Here is a 21,308-nt window from a genome sequence, read left to right as displayed (position 1 = left end):
CCCATACGTTATACCGGAGTTTGCACACAATGAGTTGGTAATGAGGAGAAAGCCATTCCATTTAAAGAAAGGGGAACCATGCGGTTCCCCTTTTTGGTGGTAGTGAGGGGACTTCAATCGAACACCTTGCAAGTCTGTTAACTCTAATTCTGAAGTTATAAATCGCTTATAGTCCATTATTTAGCAAATAATGTATCGGCGATCCTCGGAATAACGGGCCACGTGCAAAAATGGATAAACTCTATAACTGCTACGGCCATGACTCTTCATTTTGCTTGTCATTCCCTATATTGTTCTTACGATAATGAATGATGCAATTGAATTTAGCCAGTCTTGGATAAAATCCAAGATCAACATTTCAAGCAATAAACCTAAGATTTACTGTGTTCGATCCCCATGTCCCTTTCCTTTCGAACAGCTTTGGGCCGCGTGAATTCCGGATCTTTTCACTCTTGATCTTTCTGGATTTGGCGAGCTTCCTCGATTCTCCGGTTCAGCACCCCAGTGTAATTATGAAAAAGGTGATGTCACAAATCTTACAAATGTGAAGTTATCCAGTGCAATGCTTGAGGCAAATGGTCTTGAGTAAATTTAACGCCCCTTTCAATTGCCAGTTTAACCAACACCTTGGGACCCTCTTGTTTTACAACGATCAGCGTGTTTTGTCCGGTCAACTTGATCTTTGCAAAAATTCTCGAAAGCAGTTTTATCGTTTGATTCTTAGTCAAAGAAGGAATTCTCTGCTTCAATTCCTTAATATCGGTAACGATCGCACTTTTTCTATCCTCGGGCGCATCTGTTTCCACAACTACCTCTTCAATAGCCTCTAACCACCAGGTCAGCAATTTCTGCTGCACATCGCCAAAGGGAGATACATCGGCATCTTCGTCCAGACATGAAAATTCCTCGCGGAATTCTTCCTGGTACGTTTCAAGGAAACGATCGGTCGGGTCAAGAGAAACGTTATAATAGGCAATAATCAGATCAAGCCACCGATAAATTGATAGCTCGACTGATCCGATTTCAATTATCGCATTATACTTTCCATTATCTGAGGCATGCCTCGGCGTGTATTCAACAAAAACGACAGATCTTTTGCTACTATCCATCTGCGGATTTTCGATTGTATATGAAAATCGCCCCCCCGCGGTAAGATCATGCAGACGTATGTAGAAATCCGAGTGTTGCACTGTAATTATCCCTGAATATCCAATCCCGATATCCACGCAAGTTTGCTTCAATTTTACAAATTGTTGAAGCGTTTCCAATGGGAGGTCTCGCTTGTCAGTTAACATGTAACAAATATGGTGTCTTAAACAATTACTCGCTCTTATTCATTCGATTCTTTTTCTTCAAACTTGTATTAACTCCTTTCCCCGGCCCCGTCTCCCGGAATGGCACCTTTCGACCGTCCATATACGGCCATCGGGCAACCGCAATCTCCTCTATCGCCGTGAAAAGAATGTTGTATTTGGAGAAAAGAACACTATTCTTTATTCTTGCCAGCGCATCATTAACCAGAAGGTTGTCGCTTCTCACCATTCCAACCACACCTTCAAATTCAGGATTCCAAATTTCCTCTTCCCTTTCGATCTCATGGACATACGGGACAAGGATTGTATCCACAATATCCCTCTGCAAAATATCCAACCCGGAGAACAGTTCATCGGATTCGGTAGTAAACTCGTCTGCAGATAGCACAGTCAGCAGCAGCATTTCTGCAAGCCTTTTCGCCAAGGAGCTTGTCTTATAAGCTCCATAAAACAAAAATTTTATTTCAAAACAGAGGTGCTTGAATTGTTTACGGCTATCCCCGTCGCCGACATCGAGATACAAAACCAGCAATCCGCACAACATCAATTGAAATTTAGGATCGCTCAAGGCCCAGTATGAAGGGCCCTCATGACCCTCATTCTCCCCAAGAAAAACGTCGACCTCACCCAATATTTGTTTTATGCCCCTAAGTACCACCTGAAAAAGCCGTTGCTTGACAGGCACAGGAATGCTGCTATAGGCTATTCCATCTTCCGAAATACAAGAAAATACTCCAATCATATCGGCAGGAAACTCCAAACCATCGATCCACGCCAGTGAATCGGCAGAATCGCTGATCAATACCTCAGAAACCACCAAACGCACAAAATTACTCAATGTTTGCTGACCAACTCCCGGAGTCCCGTATCCCTGGCGACCACCTAGAACCTGTTCCAGTAGATATTTGCCCGTCCGTTTCCAATCCAGGAACATATCTCGAATACGATCCAGCGCCATCCAATCCGGCATCGCGAATCTTCCCTTACTTCTATCTATCAAATAGGCAGCAAGGAATGGAACTTCCTTCCCCTCTGTGATAACCGCCTGAACTTCGCCCGGCGCCATGGAAATACCCATTCCCCAAAAGTCACAAAGCACCGCTCTTATCGACGGTTTCATTTGACGCACATAGCGGAAGTCGACGCCATTTTGAATATCTTCACTAATAAGTAATAAAACGGCGACCAACACCTCGTGCGCTCTGCCGGCCATAGCGGAATGCCCAAAAGACTTAAGCCAATCGTCGGTGGTTAGAACGGTATCCCGATCGATGCTGGTATGCGCAAAAAATTGTTCGTTTAGCGACTTCATCAAAGTCTCAAAGAGTAAAGGAAGCCTGTCAATTCCGACTTCGCCTTTGAAAAATTCGGTCAAGTCCTCATTTTCTGAATATGGACCACTAACGCGGTTTTGAAGCACGAACAAATTGCCGAGCGCTGTCAAGTTCTCGCTGTTATCTTGGATCACCTTTCGCAGTAAGCTTTTGAATTCATCGAACTCGACGTCCTCTATTGTCACGAAACCCTGATTAAACCTGAATGGCTCATCAATTCTTTCTTCCTCTTTGATAAAAGAGAATCGTTCCCGATTATCAGTTGGAAATTGTTCCGCCAACTTCCTGACGATCAGCCAGTCTACTTCGTTACCAGCGTTAACAATGCCTTGGATGGTGCCAAACAATTCTTGTATTGTCATACGATTAGCTCAGAATCACAATTGTTGAAAAAATCAAGAAATCGTGCGGTCAACTCGCGCAATTGCCCCTCCTCTTCCACGGGATAAAAATCAACTTCGGAAATATTTCCAACACTATTAGTTACCACAACACATTTATTCAAATCACGAATCCCGTTATCGATAGTCAATCCAAACCAATACCGGTTATGAAAATCCCGTTTGTTATTGAGAAATTCCATCCGGAATTCGCTTTTAAAAGTTTTAAGCTTATTCTTTCCCCAAATATGGTCAAGCACCTCCTTATATTGTTTGAAACGGTTCTCCGTCTTTGTAGGATTCATAGAATTACCTTTGCGCTCAACCGAATTAGCTCTTGTATTAAATCCAAGGATATAAACCTCGCTTACTGAGCCATCTATAATAGATCGTAGCAATGCGGCCAGGAAGGCAATCTGGCAACGGCTTAGCTTGATGTCGCTATTTGTATCATCTCTGCGGAATTCGCCAATGAAATAGGGATCCGCAATCAGAACACGCGGGCCCAGGTAATCCAACAAGCCTTTAAATCTATCCGAAAGGTTAATATTGCCCGTCCGTTCATCGGCATAGATCGGACCGTACCAGGAGGAAGGCTTCAGTTTTTCCGGCCGTACGATCGCGCTTCCATCCAATTGAAATTCTCTGCCATACGCATCCGTGAACGTCTTTTCGACGAAATTGACCGTGCCCGTGATACCTTGTAATAACGCATAATTTTTTGAATAGATGAGACTCCCCTTACGCTCGATCTTCATGATCCCGTTAATGGAAGGCTCTGATAGTGAAATTTTGAAAAGCCCCGTAGCAGGATTGATCCCCGACCTTCCGATCTCCTGCCCTTCCCTTTCGCTGACAAGAGCAAGTAATTCATCGTCTTCGGTGAAATTGCGTTGATAAAATCCGGTTAGCTCTGTACTTCCCTTCCCTTCTATCCTCGTCGTCCGAACTCCACGGAATGAAAGATGACCAGACCGGACCTGACGATACCCAATGATGTTCTTTGAAAGCTGGTCAAATAGGAAATTGGGTGCGAAGAACCCCGGCGGGTTTATGGCTTTGATATTCTTATTGTTGGATAAATAACCTGACAACGCCGCAAGATTCTCCTCGTGACAAAAAGCCGGTGGCATTTTCCCCCGATCCAGTAAAACCAAGGTCTCAGCCTTCAACTCAGAAAAAAGCAACAGATCATCGTTTTCCGCTACTCCATTGGATATTTTAGGAAGAACCAGCCTTGACTTGTCCGCATCCAGGTAGCCCGAGGCTAAAAGATCTGTGTATTTTTGGGCAATCGTGTCATCATGGCCAAATGCCAGCCAATGCCTGATACCTAATTCTGGCCAAAGAACGGAAGGCCGAGGCCTCTCCAGCCAATAAAATTTATTCGCCTCCATAAAGTCTGGAACAGGCTTTACATAGACAAACAAGATTGGGAACACTTGATCTATCCCCCCCGTTGCAATCGGGGAAATGACCGATCCATCTGCGCTTATTATACTTAAAACACTGCGATTAGGATATCTAGGCTTCATTTATACAAAATTACATCATCCGGCCGACTCGCGCCCGGATAACACATAAATCATGAAACGAGTTTAAATCTAGCATTTTGAGCCAATAACCATCTCAAACAGAAATTGTCGCAAACGGGAAAGCTATAACAGGAAAAGCGGTCTCCCTCCGGCCCCTTTGGCAAGAACACGTGCCAGGCTCGGACACCCTGTCGCTCCGCAGGCTACGCAACAGCGTGTCCGCCTGCATGCCGGATTCTCGCTTCGCTCCTTCGTCGCTGCGCTGCGGTCCGCATACAGGTACGCTTCTCTGGCACGGTTCTTTCGCTTCAGGGGCCTCCGGTCGGGCAACTCCCGTGTCCGGTCCGATCATGCGCTGCGACCGTCATTCGCTACACTCGTTTTCAGTCGCTTCGCTCCCTCCAACTCCTTTCGCTCCTTCCGCGTCGCAGTACGCTTCGCCGCATCATCTCCCCGTCCACCCGCTGCCTCATTTCGTCCGCCACCTGCCGGTGCCCGGCAGCTTGTCTAATGATTTGGCCTCCGCCAAGCTGCGGCCGAACAACCAGGGCCGACCGCGGGTAGCTGCGCGGCGCCCTCCTGGCGTCAGGCTCCCCCGCGCAGCACTGCCGGGCACATGGCGGCGGTGGCGGTCCTGTCCCGTCCGCTTGTCGTTCCTCCGCGCTACCGTCCCAGGCTCGCCCAGATATTTCGACCCAAGATCATAAGCCAAAAGGAAAGCTGCCGCCGGCGATCAGCGACTGAATATCCATCAGCTTAAGATCACCGTTGCCACCCCGTGAGGACAAGATGCAAGGAAAGATTGCAGCATCTTGTCCTCACGGGTGATTTAACTTTCCCCGAAGGGTGGCGCCGGAGAGCTGCTTACTCGCCCGCACTCTCGCTCCCCTCCCAGCCTCCGCAGCCTTCGCCGGCTCAGGCCGCTACGGCCCAGGTCGGTCCGCTGGTGCTGGGCTACGCCGCAGCCCTCCTGCGCCAACAAGCCAGAAGACACTAGGGCCCGAGTGCAGCCACCGATCCCGCATTCGCACATTTGCTCCGCTGCGCTCCGCAAATGTTCCTCACTTCGCTCGTGCGAACCGGGGCTCGGTCGCTGCACCCCCCACGCTACTTATGCGCATTGCCGGCCTCAACATCTTTTCAGTTGCCGGTGCCAGAATGTTTTGCCGTAAGACCTATTTCAGCCCGTTCCTTTCGCCTGGAAGGATTGAAAAATACCCCGCAAAGTTCGGCTCCTGTCCGGCCTCGCCAAGGAACTTCGGCATAAAACGGCGCAGTACAAATCCTGGTCATCGGGGTCCGCTTCAGCAGCATCGGACAGTCATCCATATCGCCCGCAGCATTTATTCCGATCCTCCTTGGCATTCGGCCAGCCATCCCGCCGGAGCCATCGGTTTAATTTTTCAATCCCCTCAAAAAAGAAGATCATGAAAAAGCAACCGACGATGAAAGAACAGGCGGCGATGGTCAACAACCTTTGCGTCAAGACCTATATGGATATTTTAGGATACCCCGGCGGGATTGTTGAGCGTCAGGGAATAGCCATCTTTAACTCGCCCTTCAATGAGGCAGGCCGGCTTTATGTCGATAAGCAAACGAATAAATTCCGGTTGAGTCACGGCAGACTCAAAGGCGGTGTGCTGGATCTCGCGTGTGCAATATTCAAGGAAACCCGGTCGAAAATTCTCCGAAACATCGTGCTCTACCGCATCGATCTGCTCATGACCACATGCGGTTCCCGGTCCGGCGCCATCTGGTAATGTGACAAAGATCACACCTCAGAAGATGGAAATTACATTTTATCGTCCTATCTTTACCGTGTGATTGTGAAATTGTGAAGTATGGAACATCTCTCTATTGGCAAGGTCAATCCTATTGATCAGCTTGACCGCCTCAATGCCATCGGCATTCCGCCGAAAAGAACGGCCTCCCCAATTATTTCTTGCAGCCAGCATGTGCCACATTTCGGTTTCGCCGAGACGTTAAGGAACATCCAAAGGACCTTTCCCCAACCGGCCTACCCTACCCCATCGGCTAATGCAAACCTTGTGACCGCCGTCGAAATAGCCTTCCCGACCTGGCACGAACCGACGCCTCAGAAGCGAAGGTTACCCCGCGACAATCCCGCTTTCCCCCTTCCATTTTCTCATCCCGCCAACCTCCCATCATCCGCCGTTCATTGTCTGCCCAGGACGCCAGGGTTCCATTCTACCGGATACTGTAGCCCTGAACGTCAGAATTACCCTATTCTAACAATTGGCGGCCTCACCCATCGAATATCCCGTAAACAAGCATGAAAATACCCTTCTCTGTCCGGCACCCTTGGAATCGCGTAAAAATGTCCTTACCCTCGAAGCTCAGCAAGGTGTCTGAATGTACCACGCGGAATGCGGCACGGCCCGCCGGCTGATGGCCTCAACCCGCAATTTTTAACGATCGATAAAAGAATATCAGTATGGACAAGACAAACACGAAGCGAACCAAATGGCTAAAAATCCGCATGACTGAAGAAGAACACCAGGCCGTCGAAGCCCTTCAACGCAAATCCGCCTCCAAAAATCCCAGCGAATATGCGCGAAAGGCCCTGCTAAGCGAACCCAAAGTCCTACACTACCACAACCAATCCCTGGACGATTTCGAGAAGGGCATGCTGCAGCTGAAGGCCGAACTCAAGGCTATCAGCGGCAATTTTGACCAGGTTGTCCGTCACCTCCGTACCCTCCGGCATCTGCCCGATCTCCAGCAATGGATCCTCGTCAACGAAAAGGACAAGACCCGCCTGAACAAGCAGATCGACACCATTTCCACCACAATCGAAAAAGCTTACGAACTATGGTCGCGCGAATCAATACCGTTAGAAGCATCGCCAAACCCCTTGCCTACAACGAAGAAAAAGTAGCACAAGGCAAGGCCGAATGCATCCATACAGGCAATTTTTTGCAGAGCAAAGAGCGCCTGACGTACGATGATAAGCTCCGCCGGTTCCAGCGGCTTAACGAGTTGAACGGCCGTTCACAAGTGAAAATGTTTCACGCCACGCTGAACTTTTCGCCCAAAGAAACGCTCTTCAATAAGGAGCTGGCCGACATTGCCGACCGCTATATGCAGGGCCTTAAAATGGAAAATCAACCCTACCTGGTCTACCGTCATCACGATGCCAACCATCCCCATATTCATATTGTCTCGTCGCTGATCCGGCCCGACGGCAGCCGCGTCAATACCCACCGGATGGGCGTCGACCTATCCAAACCGACCTGTAAGGCCATCGAAGCAGAGTTCAGTCTGATCCCTTCCCGGCGCCGGCAAAACACGAATGCCCCTATCCCTGAGTCAACCCAAAGGCTCGATCCGGCCTCGTCCGAGCCGGTTTCCGAGGCCGTAAACCGCGTCGTTGCCACCGTCATGAAGCACTATCATTTCACCGATCTGGCCGAATACAACGCTATCCTTCGCGGGTACAATGTAACGGCCGAAACCGGTGGCCCCGGCAGCAAAACCCGGCGATACAACGGCCTCTATTATGTGGCCCTGGATGACCATGGCAACCGGTTCAGCCCGCCGATCATGGCCTCCCAGCTGCCCTGCAGGCCTACCCAAAGCAAGCTGGATAAGAAGTATGCAGAAAGCTGGAGCCAACGGGAAAAACATTGCGTCACCATCAAATCCCGCCTCGATTGGACGCTGGATCAGGAGCACCCGAGCTTACCCTCGCTGGTTTCCCGGTTACAACGCGACGGCATTGAGATCGTCCGCCCGCCGACCAATGGCCGAAACCCGCATGATCAGATATTCATCGATCACCAAACGCGTACAGCCGTCACTGGCATACACCTGGGTCAGCAGTACACAACCGCCGCTTTCAATGCAGCCATCGCCAGCCGCCAGCGGCCCGCCAAACAGAAGCGCCAGCAGGAGAAACTGCACCAGGACACCGGCTTCAGCGCCAATGTCCCCCAGGTCCTTTCCGCCGTCCTCCACACTCAGCCGGCTGTCCCCGATCAATTTGGGCAGGATCAGCATTTAGGACATCGTCATAAGCACTAATTAGCATGTTTCCCAGATACTAGAAAAGCCATTTTATTTCGAATAATGAGAAGATATTTAGTAAATTCGCGTAGGTGAAAGAATCAAAATATTATATTGATATTGAGGTAGATAGGCTTACGAACAGCATTACAAACACGATCTCCGGAGATAGTTTTCCAACGGAAGTGTTGCCAGTAACAAAAGCCGATCTCAAAAGCGTTACCAAGAAAGCCGGGTGGAAATTTGATTGGAAATCTGAGGCCAAATTGACTGACAGAGCAACGTATAAGTTGACCATTGAAGGCAATCCGAACATCATACAAGGGCTTATAAGTATAAGCGATTATGGCGACCATTTTTTTATGCACTTGATCGAAAGCGCCCCCTTCAATTTCGGCAAACCGAAACTATATGAAGGCGTCCCAGGCAATCTGGTAGCTTTTGCTTGCAAAGAATCGTTGGAGAAAGGATATGAAGGCTTTCTATCCTTTTTCTCAAAGACCCGGTTAATTGCCCACTATGAAAAAACGTTGCAGGCCGTACATGTCGGAGGGCATCGCATGGTCATTTACGCGGACGCAGCTGCAAAATTGATTAACAGATATTTTAAAAATTGAGATATTATGGGATACATCAGAGAACCCAAAGGCGTGGATTTCGTAGTTGAACCCCATGTGGTAACCGACGAAGATCGCCGGATAATGAGCAAAATTATCGCGGACTATAAAGCAACAGGAAAAATAACCAGAGCGCCCCGGCCAAAGCGAAAGGCCCGTCGTACTGCAAAAAAGGTCAAGAAGTAGCCGGATACTACATCGGGTTAAATTGAAATTCGTCCGAAAGGACATTGAGCCGTTTTAGTCCGAATCCTTTCTGCGCATCTACATGCTAAAAAAAGACTTCAATAAATTGATCGAGTTGGCCCAAAAACAGCTCCAGGAAAAGGTTTCAAAAGAGGAAGCCCTTCGCTCATTGGTGCGCGCTGACATTTTAGATGAAGCAGGTAAGTTGACCTCTCCTTATTCTCACCTTGCCAAACTTTCTGGAAAACCTCATTGACTTTAGTTTGTTCATTTTTTTCGCTTGTGCATGATTCATGCACAAGCCAATTTTACGAACATACGAACCCCATTTATCTCCTGACTGCGAATATAGCCCACAGCGGGGGGTTATTTAGTTTAATTTTAGCTCCACATTAGTACTATAAGTACCAATATTTAAACAAAATTAAACCATCACCGGTCCCGAATGCTACGGTTCTTTTTCGGTCAGTTCATTGTCACCGAAATCATTCTCCTTCCAGCCATGAAATCCCATACACATTCCATCGCCGTCGAAGGTATTGATTTCCTGTATTGTTTCCCCATTTCTCTTCAGTTTAATAATGCTTTCCATAGAAACAGCATATTGGTCATTTTGCAATCCTCCTGTAACCCCGTCGAGGATCATCATTAGTCCATACACAGCGTCATCGATTCCGTTTGTAATTAATTCCTTTGTATTATCGTCTGTATTGGCAGGGATTCTGTCGATGGCATACTTTCTCATGTCTTGAAATATTATGAACCCTGCTGCGTGCTGGAGCCATAAATCTCTTGCTCTTAGATCATTTGGCGGATTGGTCAATTTATAAGCCATAAACGATTGGGGTTGGGTAATTGTTGGTTGAAGCTAACTAAATACATCATTCGTTTGTGATCAAATTCTCGAACATACCTTTTGGATGCAAGATCCAAGAGATTCCATCTTCCCGTTGTTTTACATGCCATACGATTACCCCGAGTGTAAATAGATCTGTTCTGGGGCCCTCAAACATAAATGGCGGTATCCACATTAATTCAATATTTCCGTCGCCATACCAGCCTTCTGTTAGAAAGAGTTCACGTACTACTGCTAAATATTCTTCCGCGTTTTCGAGGCATTCCGCAGGATCGATTGTAAAGCATAAATTGTCAATCCATTCATAAGCCAAGACTTCAAAATTTCTCAAATCCGAAGGTCCATAAGTAATTATCCTCTTTTTATCCTTTTGATTGATCATAAAAATTGTCCCAATTTAATTTGCATCCATGGTGTTGTCCAACGCCCATGCAACAATTTAAACAAATAACCTAAGTTTGCAACCTCAGTTCTTTGCATCCCCTCATCAACCGAGTACAAACCATGCCTGTACCTATCCTTGTACCCAGGCATAATCGCCATACGTATTCAATTGATTGAAAATCAGATATTCAACGTAATTCGAGTCCCAGCGGGATCACCTGATGGGACAAGTTGACAACTAAGTCACTTGTCCCATTTTTATTTTCGCGAAAAGCCGCGTCCAGCGTGTATATCTGAGTGGAAGAATATGGTATACTTACTTTGTAAACATCGCCTCGAATTCCGCCTTGGTAAGAATTTTCAACTTCTTAAATTTCTTCTCCAGCGTTGCCTTTTCCGAGAGGATATTTTTATCCCCAGAGGTAATGAAACCAGCTGAGGTTTGAAGTGCAAGCGCGATCAAATAGTCGTCATCTTTATCGGTTGGGATATATCGCTTTATCGGATAAGTAAGTTCGTAAGGTGCAGTGGCCTTTCTCACCACCTTTAGTGCGTAAGGAATATCAACTTCGTATTTCTTTAACCGGGGATAGTTTAAGACGCGAGCAATTTCCACAAGCAGCTCGTCACATCGAAAAATGGTCAAATCATTATCAACAATAATATCGACTAATTTCTGTTCGGTTTCCGTAATTAAGTAGCTGACCCAGATGTTGGCGTCAAGCACAAACCTATTTACCCGCATGGGCCTTCCGGGATTCGTGTTTCCACAAGTCGATTTCTTCCATGGAGGGCGGTTTTACACCTCTGCGGGGACGAGCAGCGGGGCGTACGCCGTCCTTGCGCATTTTCCTTACCCTGAGCTTTGCAAGCAGGATCTGAAGCTCCAATTTATCGAGCTTCTTTGCCTCCCTAACTATCTCGTCAATGGTCTCCTTCTTGGTCTTAACTTCAGCCATAAACACTCATTTTCGATTCATACAAATTTACCGAAATTTTGATGACTTTATAAATCTACTTTTAATCGGAGGAAGTAGGCCTGGTTAACGTGGTCAATCAGGGCCGCAGAGTATCGCCAAACCTCTAACAACCTCACCTTATAAACCTCAATGATCGAATATAGATGGATCCCGCTTCCCCAGTCCCGTATTTGATGAACACATCATGATGACCTTTGAATTTTGTCACCCGCTGCCTCACCGCTCTCCACTGGTCTTCTCCCCCCGTTGCCGTTACGGGTATCGTGGCTATGTGGGCACCGTGCTGCAAATCATCGAGCCATATCCCGATCGTGCCCGCTGCCCGGGCGGAAACCATCACTTCCACGGCCGACGCAGCGTGGCGGCCCGTCTCCACCCCGGAGATCATCAGCCATCCTCCAAGCGGCGACGTGTTGGTGACGACCTTGCCTTCCCCTTCGCCCACAGGCCTGACCCCGTAATAATTGGCATAGCCGGCCGCCGTCAGCGGAGAAAAAGCGTCCTTGCAGGTGAAGAGATCAAAGTCCGCTGGCCGGCCTTCTGCAAATAATCCTACACTCGTGCCGACCCAGGAATTGAAGTTTGGCTGTTCTTTATCGAGGTTGGCAGCACTTATAGAAGGCCCCAGCGAGAGCCATCGGATGCCATCATCACTGTAATAGCCGCTGAGGGCGTGTCCTTTTCTTTCCAACTTTAACCAAACGATATTTCCCGCGGTGTTGACCACACTGCGGATAGCGGTATCCAACCGGAATGTGATCCGCTTGCCGTTGTCATATCCCGTATACAACCTTGCCACCTCGTGCTGGTTGCCATTGGTAAGATAGATACCGGCTTTTGCAGTTGTATCGGCCGCATCGAGATCGACCCTTGTTACCGCAGTGTAATAGTGGTCCGTTTCTTTCTGCACCACGTGTGTCCTGCCGCTATCAGGCGTAAGCCGCACCCAGCCTTTCCTTGCATTCAGCGAATAGCCCGACGCGGCTTTCCGGCTGAGGAAATGCCACTGCCAACCTAACTGCCCGCTATCGAAATCGTCACCCCGCACGCTTCGCCACAGGATACCCGACTGAAGCAGGTTGGGCCGTACAATGGGCTGGGTCGTCGGCGCCATCCCCCAGGGGCGGTCGCCCTCCCATTCGACAGGGTACAAAGACGTCTGGCGGCCTGTGCCGGCCCAGTCGTCGGCAGCATATTTCTCGTAGCTCTGCCCCAATGTCCACCAACTGCCATCCGCCAGTTGCAGCGGCGCTGAAATATGGTTGGGCCGACGGAATCCGGCATCGGGATCGGTAACGGACCGGAAAAAATTCCCCAGCCGCTCCCAACTGGTGGAATCGCTGGTGAGCTTCCTTGATCTCAATACATACTGTCCGCCGGTAACATCCCCGGCGGGGAAATAGAAGTAATATCCGTTGCGTTTGCACATCACGGGACCTTCGGCCCAGCTGTATTGCAAGTTAGCATTGATCCAATCGAGATTGATCACCGTATCGGTAAGCTGTCCGTCCTTGCCCAGGGCCTGGATACGGTTTACTTTCTGCCCGTTCTTGATCACCATATAGGGCTTGCCGTTATCATCCACAAAAATGGAATTGTCGTACCCAAGGTTGCCGGTTGCCGGGTTGGTTTGTACGCGTTCCGGCGCCGACCAGGGGCCATAAGGCGAGCCTGCCTTGCAAAACCATTGTCCGCCCGACGAAAAATAGACCCAATAGCACCCATAGAAATACGTGATGGCTCCCTGCCAGATACCGCCCGAAGGCCGGTCGGCTACAAATGAAGCGGCAACGGCAGGAGGCACTACCCGGCCGATGATCTCCCAATGCACGAGGTCCTTCGAATGATATACCGGCAGGTAGGGATTAAAATGAAAAGAGGAACCGCAATGGTAGAAGTCGTCTCCTACCCGCAATAAGGTGGGATCAGGATGGTCACCAGGCAATACGGGATTGACGTAAGTATTGACATTGTTATAATTGGCTGGCATGTCCGCCCGCGGGTCGCGGCCATCATATCCCGCCAGCAGGCAGGGTGCCAGCGTAATGGAAACGACTAAGAATACGGCAATGACTCTCATAGCATGATCATTTAAAAATAAGGCTCGCAAATTGTCTCAGGCTCCGGCGCCAGGTCTGCCATTCATGGGATGTGCCGGGCGACTCGTAATAGACATGCCGGATGCCGGCTTTTTCAAGGGCCTCGTGCAGGCCCTTGATGCCGGTGTACATTCTTGCAGGTTCGGCGGTGCCGATACTGAGATACAGCAGTTTCACCTTTTGATTGAAGGCCGATGCATCGGCCCATGCCCCGTCGTAGAGTTGGGTGATGTCCGTACCCGGCTGCAGGAACGTGGCCCCGCTAAAGCCGCCGATGTAGGCGAACTTGTCGAGATTCGACATAGTGGTCTGGAAGGTCTGGAAACCGCCCATGGAAAGCCCCGCCATGGCGCGGTGGTCCCGGTCGGGCAGGGTGCGGAATGCACTGTCGACCATCGGGACGATCTCTTTGACGAGCACCTCCGGGAAAACGTTGCCATTCATTGCTCCGGGTCTGTTACCGGCCGGATTGGCGGCAGGCCGCCTTGGATCGGTGGCATATCCCCTGTCCATCACCACCAGCATGGGTGTCGCCTTGCCTTCCGCGATGAGGTTATCGAGGATAAAATCCATCTTACCCTGGGTACTCCATCCTGTTTCGTCCTCCCCTGCCCCATGCTGCAGGTACAATACCGGATATCGCTTGCCCGATTCGTTGTCATAGCCCGGCGGAGTGTAGACATAGGCCCTTCGCCACGACCGGGTGATGGTGGAATAGTAGTTGATTCTCCGCACCTGTCCATGCGCCACCGGCCTGGCCTCGTAAAATGCACCGTCGTAATCGGGAATATCTATGCCGCTGGCCATCCGGCCCATCCCGTAAAAGGTCTGGCTGGCAGGGTCCACGACGGCGAGTCCATCGATCAGCAGGGAATAGTAGTGGAAACCTTCGACAATGGGGTCGGTCGTCAATACCCAATAACCGCCCGTATCCCTGATCATATCGTATTTCCGTCCCAGATCGATCTGGACTCTTTGTGCATCGGGCGCTTTGATACGAAAGGCCACACGGTTGTCCGGCACTATCTGCGGGTATTGCATTCCCGGCACATTGGTTGAGGCAGGCGGCCCGGTAGAGGCGGCCAGGTAAGCGGCGAAGGTGGATGTATCCACCGGTTTGAACAACAGTTGAGAGAACATATACAAGCCGCTCTTCCAGACCTTGAAGTCATGAAAGCCCGGCTGGATATAGTAGATATGGGGCACATCGTGCGCGGCCAGGTAATCATGGGTGCGGCTGCTGAAGCTGATGAGGCCATCGTGGTCACCGCAGGTGATGAATAGCAGTTTAAGCTCACTTCGCGCCTTTCCGGCATCGGGAACCAGCTCTTCGGGCTTTTTGGTATTTGGCGCCGCGGAGAAGGCGCCGATCCAGGCGAATGAAGCCAGGTTGCCCAATCCAAAATTCAGCGACTGGCCGCCTCCCATGGACAAACCGGCAATAGCCCGGTTTTCCCGGTCGACATAGACGGGATAATTCTTTTGGATAAATGGGATCAGGTCGTGTAACAGGTCGCCCTCGAATGTCGCAAAGGCCTGTACTTTGTCGGGCGCCATGATATTGCCGGTGGCCCGGTCGTCCTTCATGGCCCGCCCGTTGGGGAGTACGACGATCATCGGCTGCAACTTGTTTTCGGCGTACAGGTTATCCAGGATCACCTGGGGCTTGCCGCCATTCAGCCATTCTTTCTCGTCGCCACCGATGCCATGCAGGAGATATAGAACGGAATAGCGCTTCTGACGGGAATACCCCGGCGGAGTATAGACAAGCGCCCTGCGTGTCGCGCCGACAGTAGCGGAGGCATAGTGTATGGTATCGATGCGGCCATGTGGAATATCCGCACGCAAGGAATCGAAGCCGGCCGGCGGCGCCTTCGGATCTTGCGCAAACAAACGATGATTCGTCAAGAGCATTATAGCCAACAACAGGCTTGTTGCGATCTGTTTCATTCTGATGATCTATTTTGGAGTGGTTTAATTGCTATCAAAATTTACCCGGGGCGCAACTGATCAATTTTTTCACCCCGGATTGGAAATCGAGCCGGGAAAGCCGGTAGGTGCTGAATGTGGTGTCCCCCTCGACGATCCTGATGTTCGTGTCGATGGGCAGATGGTGAAAAACCTGCGTTTTCCCTGTCACGGGCCAATATATTTCCACCTGCCCGATCGACGTCGCTTGCCCTATGCCGATATGCTGGCGCAAGGGGTTGGAACCGAAGCTGCCGCCGGAGTTGACATCCCGGAATACCGATCGCTCGGTTTTATTTTCCATGAATGTTACCTTTATCCTCGCGCCGATGGCGGCTTTGTTCGATACCTTGCCCTCGAGTAAGACATTTACCCAGTGATTAGTATTCTGGCCAGGGTTCAGATACAAAGCATTTTCGTATGCATCACCCGTATAGGCTCCCCCCATTTTGATGTAGATGTCTTCATCGCCGTCATTGTCCAGGTCGGCAAAGGAGACGCCATGGCCCTTTTGTATATTCCCTACCCGGGCCGCGGTAGTAACGTCCAAAAAGCGCTCGCCCCGCATATTCCTGAACAGCTTGTTTGGAACGGCCGATTTGAGTTGCGGGTTACCGGTGCCGAGGAAAAAATCGAGGTATCCATCGTTGTCGATATCGCCGAAATTGGCCCCCATCGCAAAGGCAGTGCTGTTCAACCCCACCCTTGCGGACACATCCTCGAATGTTCCATCATGGTTGTTCCTGAACAAAAAGACCTTACCGGCATTGCCTATCGGCAGCTGTATCGCCTCCGCCGCCGCATAATACGAAAGGGATTGGTTAAACTCATACCCGCACACGAGGATGTCGGGCCAGCCGTCATTATCGTAATCCCAGAACCAGGTGGGAAATGTACGGGTGAGGTTATGGGTCAACCCGGCCTGTTGGCTTACATCCCTGAACTTTATGGCGCCGTTCTTATCCGATTCGTTCCTTAGCAGGATCTTGTTCCCATTCATCGTGGAAAGAAAAATATCCATTCGTCCGTCGTTGTCGTAGTCTCCCGAAGTGACGCCTTTTACGAATTTCGTGACGGCGCAGCCGGCCTTTGCCGCCATCTCGGTAAATGTCCCATTCCTGTTATTGATGAACAGCTGACAAGGGTGTACCTCTTCACCAGGGGTCGTCTCGTTACCTATAAAAACATCGAGCCACCCGTCGTTATTGAAGTCCGCCCAGGTAGCGGTTTGCGAAGGGTGGAAAGACAGCAACCCGCTGGCTTTGGTCACATCGGTGAACGTTCCGTCCCCATTGTTCCGCAACAAGGAATTAGGATTCTTTCCGAACTTTCCTTTCCAGCCTCCTCTCAATACGAAAATATCTTTGTAGCCGTCATTGTTATAGTCGGTTTGCATGATATTGAGCCCTCCGGTGAGATAGCCCAGGCCCGAAGAATCCGAGACATCTGTAAAAGTCCCGTCGGCATTATTCCGGTAATAGCGCATCGGCTCGGTCAACGACCAGCTGCTCAGGACAATATCATCATAGCCATCGTTGTTGAAGTCATCTACGATGCTGCCTCCGGCAATACATTTATAATTCAAACCGATGTTCATCGCTACATTACGAAAAGGCTTTACCGCGTGCATGCTATCGTCGTCCCTTACCTTCAAAAGGAATTGTGGCGGCACGGCTTCCGGGTAACCGCCGGTAGTCATATACGCGATATTCAGCAGCCATCTGGACTCGAGATCGGTAGGATTGTCCACCAATATCGCCTTATACAGGTCAATAGCCTTTTCGGCCCCTGTCTTATCGCGGTGTACTCCACCTGCCGAAATTGGATAAATACAAGACTCCGCGGTATGGTTGGTGATGCAATTGGTCCTGTCGCCCAACCGTAACCAGGCGATGGCCATATCCTTCATGATCGCCTGTCGCTGGTCGATAGCGCCTAAAGAAATCCGATCCAGCAGTCCCTGTAAGATATCTATCGCCTTCTGCTCTTCGCCCAATTGCAATAATGCATTGGCTTTCCGGTGAAGCGCGGTTCTTCCAGCTTCTTCACCAGGGTCTTTGCGTAAAACAGAATCGCAGTATTCTATCATGGCCTCGGGGGAAAAAACATTCTCATGGTTATGATCGAGTTTCGCCGAGGCCTTCAGCAAGTCGATCATTTCCTGGTTGGGAAGGGGCTTGTCTTTGCAGGAAGCCAGGCCTAGAAGTACAAAAAACAGCAGCGTACGGTAAGACATTCCCTTATTTTTTCAGGTTTTGAACATTGATTCTGAATACCCGCAAACTATCGTCATTCACCGCCGCAAGGACAATTCGTCGATCTCCGCCGAGGCTGATCAACGCCAGGTCTTTTACATCGCCTTTCAATACAAAGCCACTTTGCGCCGGCGGCACTGCGGTAAAGTCTTTTTTACGACTGCCGCGCAGGAAGCAGCCATAGGACGCATCATACCTGCCGGTAATAACATCAGTCTGGTAATCATTTCCCGCCAACAGGAGATCCTTATATCCATCCTTATCGATATCCTCGCAGATAATGGCATTGACGGGAGCGAATTGCGCCTCCATCGGCAGGACATGCTTGATGAATTTCCCATTCCCGGTGTTTTCGAGCCAGCAGCTTCTGGTCTCATCGCAATAGAAGCTGAGAACGTCGGACTTCGTCCGGCCCGGGAACAACTCCCGAAATCCCGCCCTGGCATAATCTTCATTAAGCAAAAAACGCTTTTTTACGGTGGGCGCCTGGGCCGCCAGCTGGCTCCTGCCGAAGGCAGGATACTCGCGCCGGACACCGTCCATGTCCTTTATGTAGTAGAAAAGGATGGGGTCTATCCTGCCGTTGCCGTCGATGTCCGCTGCGAACAGTTCCATCGGCGTGGCCGGACTGACGCGGTAGTCGCAGTTACTTCCGAGATTGCCGGCAACGAGGTCGAGGTCGCCGTCATTGTCGACGTCCGCGGCGACGAGGCTTCGCCACATGCCGTGCATATTGGCCGGGCCCATGGCATCCGTCACTTCCTTCAGCGTGCCGCGCTCATTCAAAAAGAACCGCACCGGCATCCATTCGCCGGTGACTACGAGGTCCGGATATTTGTCGTTGTTAAGATCCATCCACACCGCCGCCGTCACCATGCCGGCCCTTTCCAGGGCCGGGCACACTTTTGCCGTAACGTCTGTAAACACGCCTTTATCGTTCCTGAGAATATAACTTCGCGGCGACAACGGATATTCTTTGGACACCCGCCCGCCGATGAACAGGTCGAGGTCGCCGTCACCGTCGATATCCGCAGCCGCAACGCAGCCGGCAATGGTCCTTACACTGTCCGGTATGGCATTTTTGCTGAGACTGAAATTTCCTTTTCCGTCATTGAGATACAGTCTCGGTTTATAATATACAGAGCCTTCCTCGTATTGATAGCCACCGCCGGTGACCAGCAGGTCAGGATGGCCATCCCCATTCGCATCGAATAGTATACATCCCATGTCCTCTTCCATCTTGATGCTGTCGACAAGGTTCTTCGACGTAAATGATCCGTCTTTCTGTTGCATGAAGAGCTTGCCGGAAAAATTGAAAGCGCCGCCGATAAAAAAGTCGGTGGCGCCATCCTTATTGATATCGCCGGTAGCAATGAACGGCCCCAACTGGGAATACTTATGCGGCAGCAACCGCTGAAGCGCGAAATCGTTAAAGGAGTTTTCCTGGTGTCGGTATACGATGCCGGATGAAGCGGTGATATCTGAAAAGATAGGCCTCGAATCGGCCGGCGGCGCCGGGCGGGCCCTGGCGGCATTTGCCCACGACAAGGTGAGCAGGGTGTCTGCCGGGATATCCCTCATCGTTTGAAGACCACTATCGGGCCAGACCACCGTGAGGGAATCGATCCGCTTACTGTTGCCAAGACCAAACAGCAATTTCCGGTCGACGCAGGAAAAATACCCCCGCACCGGGTTCTCTTCCTGCATTTGAACCATGCCGCCGGTGTATACATACACCTTGGCCCCGAAGCCATGCCTGTTGAGCGTGTCGCCTGCCAGGTTCAGGCTTAAAAAATGTGCTTCCGGCGGTTTTCCCTTTTGCACCGTATTATTGATAAATACGAAGGCTTCTTTGTCGATGTTGTTCACGACAAGGTCGAGGTCGCCGTCGTTGTCGAGGTCCACATATGCAGCGCCATTGGACATGGAAGGCTCGTCGATACCCGCATCCGCAGATACGTCCGAAAAGGTGTAATCATGCTGATTGATGAACAGGTAATTGGGAAGATTGACATGATCCAGTTCCGCCAGCCGCTTCCTGATCAGGGCCTCCTGTTCGGGCCGGGTCTTGTTGCTGCCGAATATCCTGCTGCTGAACTCCAGGAAGTCGGCATTGATAAAATCCCGGCCGATGCCGTTGGTGACGTGGATATCCTTCCAGCCGTCGTTATTAAAATCCGCGATCAGCACGCTCCAGCTCCAGTCTGTCGCCTCGATACCCGCCAGCTGGCCTATCTCGCTAAAAAAGGGGATACCCGTGTCGCCGGCATGGACGATGCCGTTATTCAACTGAAGCATATTCCGCATGAACTCCGGTTCGTAACCCATCTGCCGTTCGGCCTGGTACCGGTCGTAATTCATAAAGGAAAAAGACTCTTTTCTTCGCCGGTTGTATTCGGGCAGCATGTCCAGCGTTATGATGTCCGGTAGCCCGTCATTATTGATATCCGCGGCATCCGCTCCCATGCTGGAATAGCTTTGGTGCTGCAGGCTCCGGCTAATGACGTTGGTGAAGGTTCCATTGCGGCAGTTGAGCCACAGGTCGTCATTGGAGAGAAAATCGTTGGCGACGTAGATGTCGGGCCAGCCGTCATTGTTGAAGTCGCTGACCGTAACGCCAAGACCGTAGCCGTCTTCCCGGATACCTGCCTGTAAGGTAACATCCGTGAACACCGGATGCCCTTTTTCCTTTGAATAGCCTTCATTCCTGAATAACCGGTCATTGGCCGGTGACCCGCCACTGCGATTGCGGGGAACGATGGCGTTGGTATGGGTCCCCAGCAAATAATTGACGAGGTACATATCGAGATCGCCGTCTTTGTCGTAGTCGAGGAACACCGCCTGGGTGGAATAGCCCGAGAAAGCCAGCCCATAGTCTTCTGCCTCTTCTTTGAACGTAAGGTTACGCTGATTGATGAATAACAGGTTTTTGGCGGGATGAAGCAGGTCTTTTCCCAGGACGCAGACGTAGATATCGTCATAGCCGTCGTTATTGATATCGACGATGCTCACACCGGTGGCCCAAACATTCGTCGTTATTCCCGCCTTTTCCGAGATGTCCTCAAACTGGTTATTGCCCTTATTTATATACAGGCGGCAGCTCACCTGGTTGCCGGTGAAAAAAATATCCTTCAGGCCGTCATTATTGAAATCGCCGATGCCGACCCCACCGCCCATATATCCGAATTCGTTGATAAAGGACACGGAAGAATCGACGTCATTCAGATCGTTGCGGAAATGGATGCCGGATTCGTCCGGCTGCAGCTTTGTAAAAAGGCTGTTCTTCCGGATGTGGTGGCAGGCGGAAAAAAATATCACCGCCATGAAAAGCAGCGTCAGGCGGTGATATTTGCAGACCTCATGTGACATCATGAA

16 protein-coding genes are annotated in these 21,308 nt (G+C 50.4%); 5 read left to right on the top strand and 11 right to left on the bottom strand.

What is annotated here, in order from left to right; translation table 11 throughout:
• Positions 1–536: 536 nt before the first annotated feature.
• Genes IEY39_RS00730 through IEY39_RS00720 form a run of 3 tightly spaced genes read right to left on the bottom strand, consistent with a single transcriptional unit; the run spans position 537 to position 4,562 of the window.
• A complete protein-coding gene (locus IEY39_RS00730; RefSeq protein WP_188927526.1) occupies positions 537–1,295 on the bottom strand; it encodes a hypothetical protein in 759 nt (252 codons plus the stop codon).
• Between the two features lie 25 nt (positions 1,296–1,320).
• Complete coding sequence (locus IEY39_RS00725; protein ID WP_188927524.1) at positions 1,321–3,009, bottom strand: hypothetical protein; 1,689 nt, start codon at positions 3,007–3,009, stop codon at positions 1,321–1,323.
• Entirely contained in the window at positions 3,006–4,562 is a 1,557-nt protein-coding gene (locus IEY39_RS00720; protein WP_188927522.1) for a hypothetical protein, read from the bottom strand. The genes IEY39_RS00725 and IEY39_RS00720 overlap by 4 nt, the downstream gene beginning before the upstream one ends.
• Positions 4,563–5,989: 1,427 nt before the next feature.
• Between IEY39_RS00720 and IEY39_RS00710 the strand changes: the two genes are divergently transcribed.
• The 5 genes from IEY39_RS00710 to IEY39_RS00690 all read left to right on the top strand — a co-directional run bounded on the left by IEY39_RS00710 (position 5,990) and on the right by IEY39_RS00690 (position 9,647).
• Complete coding sequence (locus tag IEY39_RS00710; protein WP_188927518.1) at positions 5,990–6,322, top strand: hypothetical protein; 333 nt, start codon at positions 5,990–5,992, stop codon at positions 6,320–6,322.
• 695 nt (positions 6,323–7,017) lie between these two features.
• Complete coding sequence (locus IEY39_RS00705) at positions 7,018–7,461, top strand: plasmid mobilization protein (RefSeq protein ID WP_188927516.1); 444 nt, start codon at positions 7,018–7,020, stop codon at positions 7,459–7,461.
• Positions 7,395–8,606 carry a relaxase/mobilization nuclease domain-containing protein gene (locus tag IEY39_RS00700; RefSeq protein WP_188927514.1) on the top strand — a complete coding sequence of 404 codons (1,212 nt, stop codon included), beginning with the start codon at positions 7,395–7,397 and terminating at the stop codon, positions 8,604–8,606. Before IEY39_RS00705 ends, IEY39_RS00700 begins: the two co-directional genes overlap by 67 nt.
• Before the next feature lie 74 nt (positions 8,607–8,680).
• Positions 8,681–9,205, top strand: a complete 525-nt coding sequence (locus tag IEY39_RS00695) for a hypothetical protein (RefSeq protein ID WP_188927513.1) — start codon at positions 8,681–8,683, stop codon at positions 9,203–9,205.
• A 268-nt stretch (positions 9,206–9,473) separates the two neighbouring features.
• Entirely contained in the window at positions 9,474–9,647 is a 174-nt protein-coding gene (locus tag IEY39_RS00690; RefSeq protein ID WP_188927512.1) for a hypothetical protein, read from the top strand.
• A 192-nt stretch (positions 9,648–9,839) separates the two neighbouring features.
• Here IEY39_RS00690 and IEY39_RS00685 read toward each other — a convergent pair whose 3' ends face one another.
• The 8 genes from IEY39_RS00685 to IEY39_RS00650 form a co-directional block, all read right to left on the bottom strand.
• Positions 9,840–10,136, bottom strand: coding sequence for a hypothetical protein (locus IEY39_RS00685; RefSeq protein ID WP_229688709.1), 297 nt, complete (start codon positions 10,134–10,136; stop codon positions 9,840–9,842).
• Between the two features lie 136 nt (positions 10,137–10,272).
• Positions 10,273–10,629 carry a hypothetical protein gene (locus IEY39_RS00680; RefSeq protein WP_188927510.1) on the bottom strand — a complete coding sequence of 119 codons (357 nt, stop codon included), beginning with the start codon at positions 10,627–10,629 and terminating at the stop codon, positions 10,273–10,275.
• 318 nt (positions 10,630–10,947) lie between these two features.
• Complete coding sequence (locus tag IEY39_RS00675; protein WP_188927508.1) at positions 10,948–11,358, bottom strand: putative toxin-antitoxin system toxin component, PIN family; 411 nt, start codon at positions 11,356–11,358, stop codon at positions 10,948–10,950.
• 4 nt (positions 11,359–11,362) lie between these two features.
• Complete coding sequence (locus tag IEY39_RS00670; protein ID WP_188927506.1) at positions 11,363–11,590, bottom strand: hypothetical protein; 228 nt, start codon at positions 11,588–11,590, stop codon at positions 11,363–11,365.
• Positions 11,591–11,723: 133 nt separating this feature from the next.
• Positions 11,724–13,691, bottom strand: coding sequence for a family 43 glycosylhydrolase (locus IEY39_RS00665; protein ID WP_188927505.1), 1,968 nt, complete (start codon positions 13,689–13,691; stop codon positions 11,724–11,726).
• Positions 13,692–13,698: 7 nt separating this feature from the next.
• Positions 13,699–15,660 (bottom strand): alpha/beta hydrolase-fold protein, encoded by a 1,962-nt coding sequence (locus tag IEY39_RS00660; protein ID WP_188927503.1) that lies wholly within the window; start codon positions 15,658–15,660, stop codon positions 13,699–13,701.
• Positions 15,661–15,694: 34 nt separating this feature from the next.
• Positions 15,695–17,914, bottom strand: a complete 2,220-nt coding sequence (locus IEY39_RS00655; RefSeq protein WP_188927502.1) for a CRTAC1 family protein — start codon at positions 17,912–17,914, stop codon at positions 15,695–15,697.
• 4 nt (positions 17,915–17,918) lie between these two features.
• Positions 17,919–21,305, bottom strand: a complete 3,387-nt coding sequence (locus IEY39_RS00650) for a VCBS repeat-containing protein (protein ID WP_188927501.1) — start codon at positions 21,303–21,305, stop codon at positions 17,919–17,921.
• Positions 21,306–21,308 lie beyond the last annotated feature (3 nt).

Source organism: Puia dinghuensis, assembly GCF_014642875.1.
GTDB classification, from domain to species: Bacteria; Bacteroidota; Bacteroidia; order Chitinophagales; family Chitinophagaceae; genus Puia; species Puia dinghuensis.
The sequence above is the reverse complement of the archived record's forward strand: the minus strand, read 5'-3'. Positions and strand labels throughout refer to the sequence as shown.

What these genes read in the sequence shown, in the direction of transcription:
- IEY39_RS00710 (WP_188927518.1), top strand. Translation starts at nt 5,990, where the DNA reads ATGAAAAAGCAACCGACGATGAAAGAACAGGCGGCGATGGTCAACAAC.
- IEY39_RS00720 (WP_188927522.1), bottom strand. Translation starts at nt 4,562, where the DNA reads ATGAAGCCTAGATATCCTAATCGCAGTGTTTTAAGTATAATAAGCGCA.
- IEY39_RS00705 (WP_188927516.1), top strand. Translation starts at nt 7,018, where the DNA reads ATGGACAAGACAAACACGAAGCGAACCAAATGGCTAAAAATCCGCATG.
- IEY39_RS00670 (WP_188927506.1), bottom strand. Translation starts at nt 11,590, where the DNA reads ATGGCTGAAGTTAAGACCAAGAAGGAGACCATTGACGAGATAGTTAGG.
- IEY39_RS00680 (WP_188927510.1), bottom strand. Translation starts at nt 10,629, where the DNA reads ATGATCAATCAAAAGGATAAAAAGAGGATAATTACTTATGGACCTTCG.
- IEY39_RS00660 (WP_188927503.1), bottom strand. Translation starts at nt 15,660, where the DNA reads ATGAAACAGATCGCAACAAGCCTGTTGTTGGCTATAATGCTCTTGACG.
- IEY39_RS00685 (WP_229688709.1), bottom strand. Translation starts at nt 10,136, where the DNA reads ATGAGAAAGTATGCCATCGACAGAATCCCTGCCAATACAGACGATAAT.
- IEY39_RS00665 (WP_188927505.1), bottom strand. Translation starts at nt 13,691, where the DNA reads ATGAGAGTCATTGCCGTATTCTTAGTCGTTTCCATTACGCTGGCACCC.
- IEY39_RS00725 (WP_188927524.1), bottom strand. Translation starts at nt 3,009, where the DNA reads ATGACAATACAAGAATTGTTTGGCACCATCCAAGGCATTGTTAACGCT.
- IEY39_RS00700 (WP_188927514.1), top strand. Translation starts at nt 7,395, where the DNA reads ATGGTCGCGCGAATCAATACCGTTAGAAGCATCGCCAAACCCCTTGCC.
- IEY39_RS00690 (WP_188927512.1), top strand. Translation starts at nt 9,474, where the DNA reads ATGCTAAAAAAAGACTTCAATAAATTGATCGAGTTGGCCCAAAAACAG.
- IEY39_RS00655 (WP_188927502.1), bottom strand. Translation starts at nt 17,914, where the DNA reads ATGTCTTACCGTACGCTGCTGTTTTTTGTACTTCTAGGCCTGGCTTCC.
- IEY39_RS00730 (WP_188927526.1), bottom strand. Translation starts at nt 1,295, where the DNA reads ATGTTAACTGACAAGCGAGACCTCCCATTGGAAACGCTTCAACAATTT.
- IEY39_RS00650 (WP_188927501.1), bottom strand. Translation starts at nt 21,305, where the DNA reads ATGATGTCACATGAGGTCTGCAAATATCACCGCCTGACGCTGCTTTTC.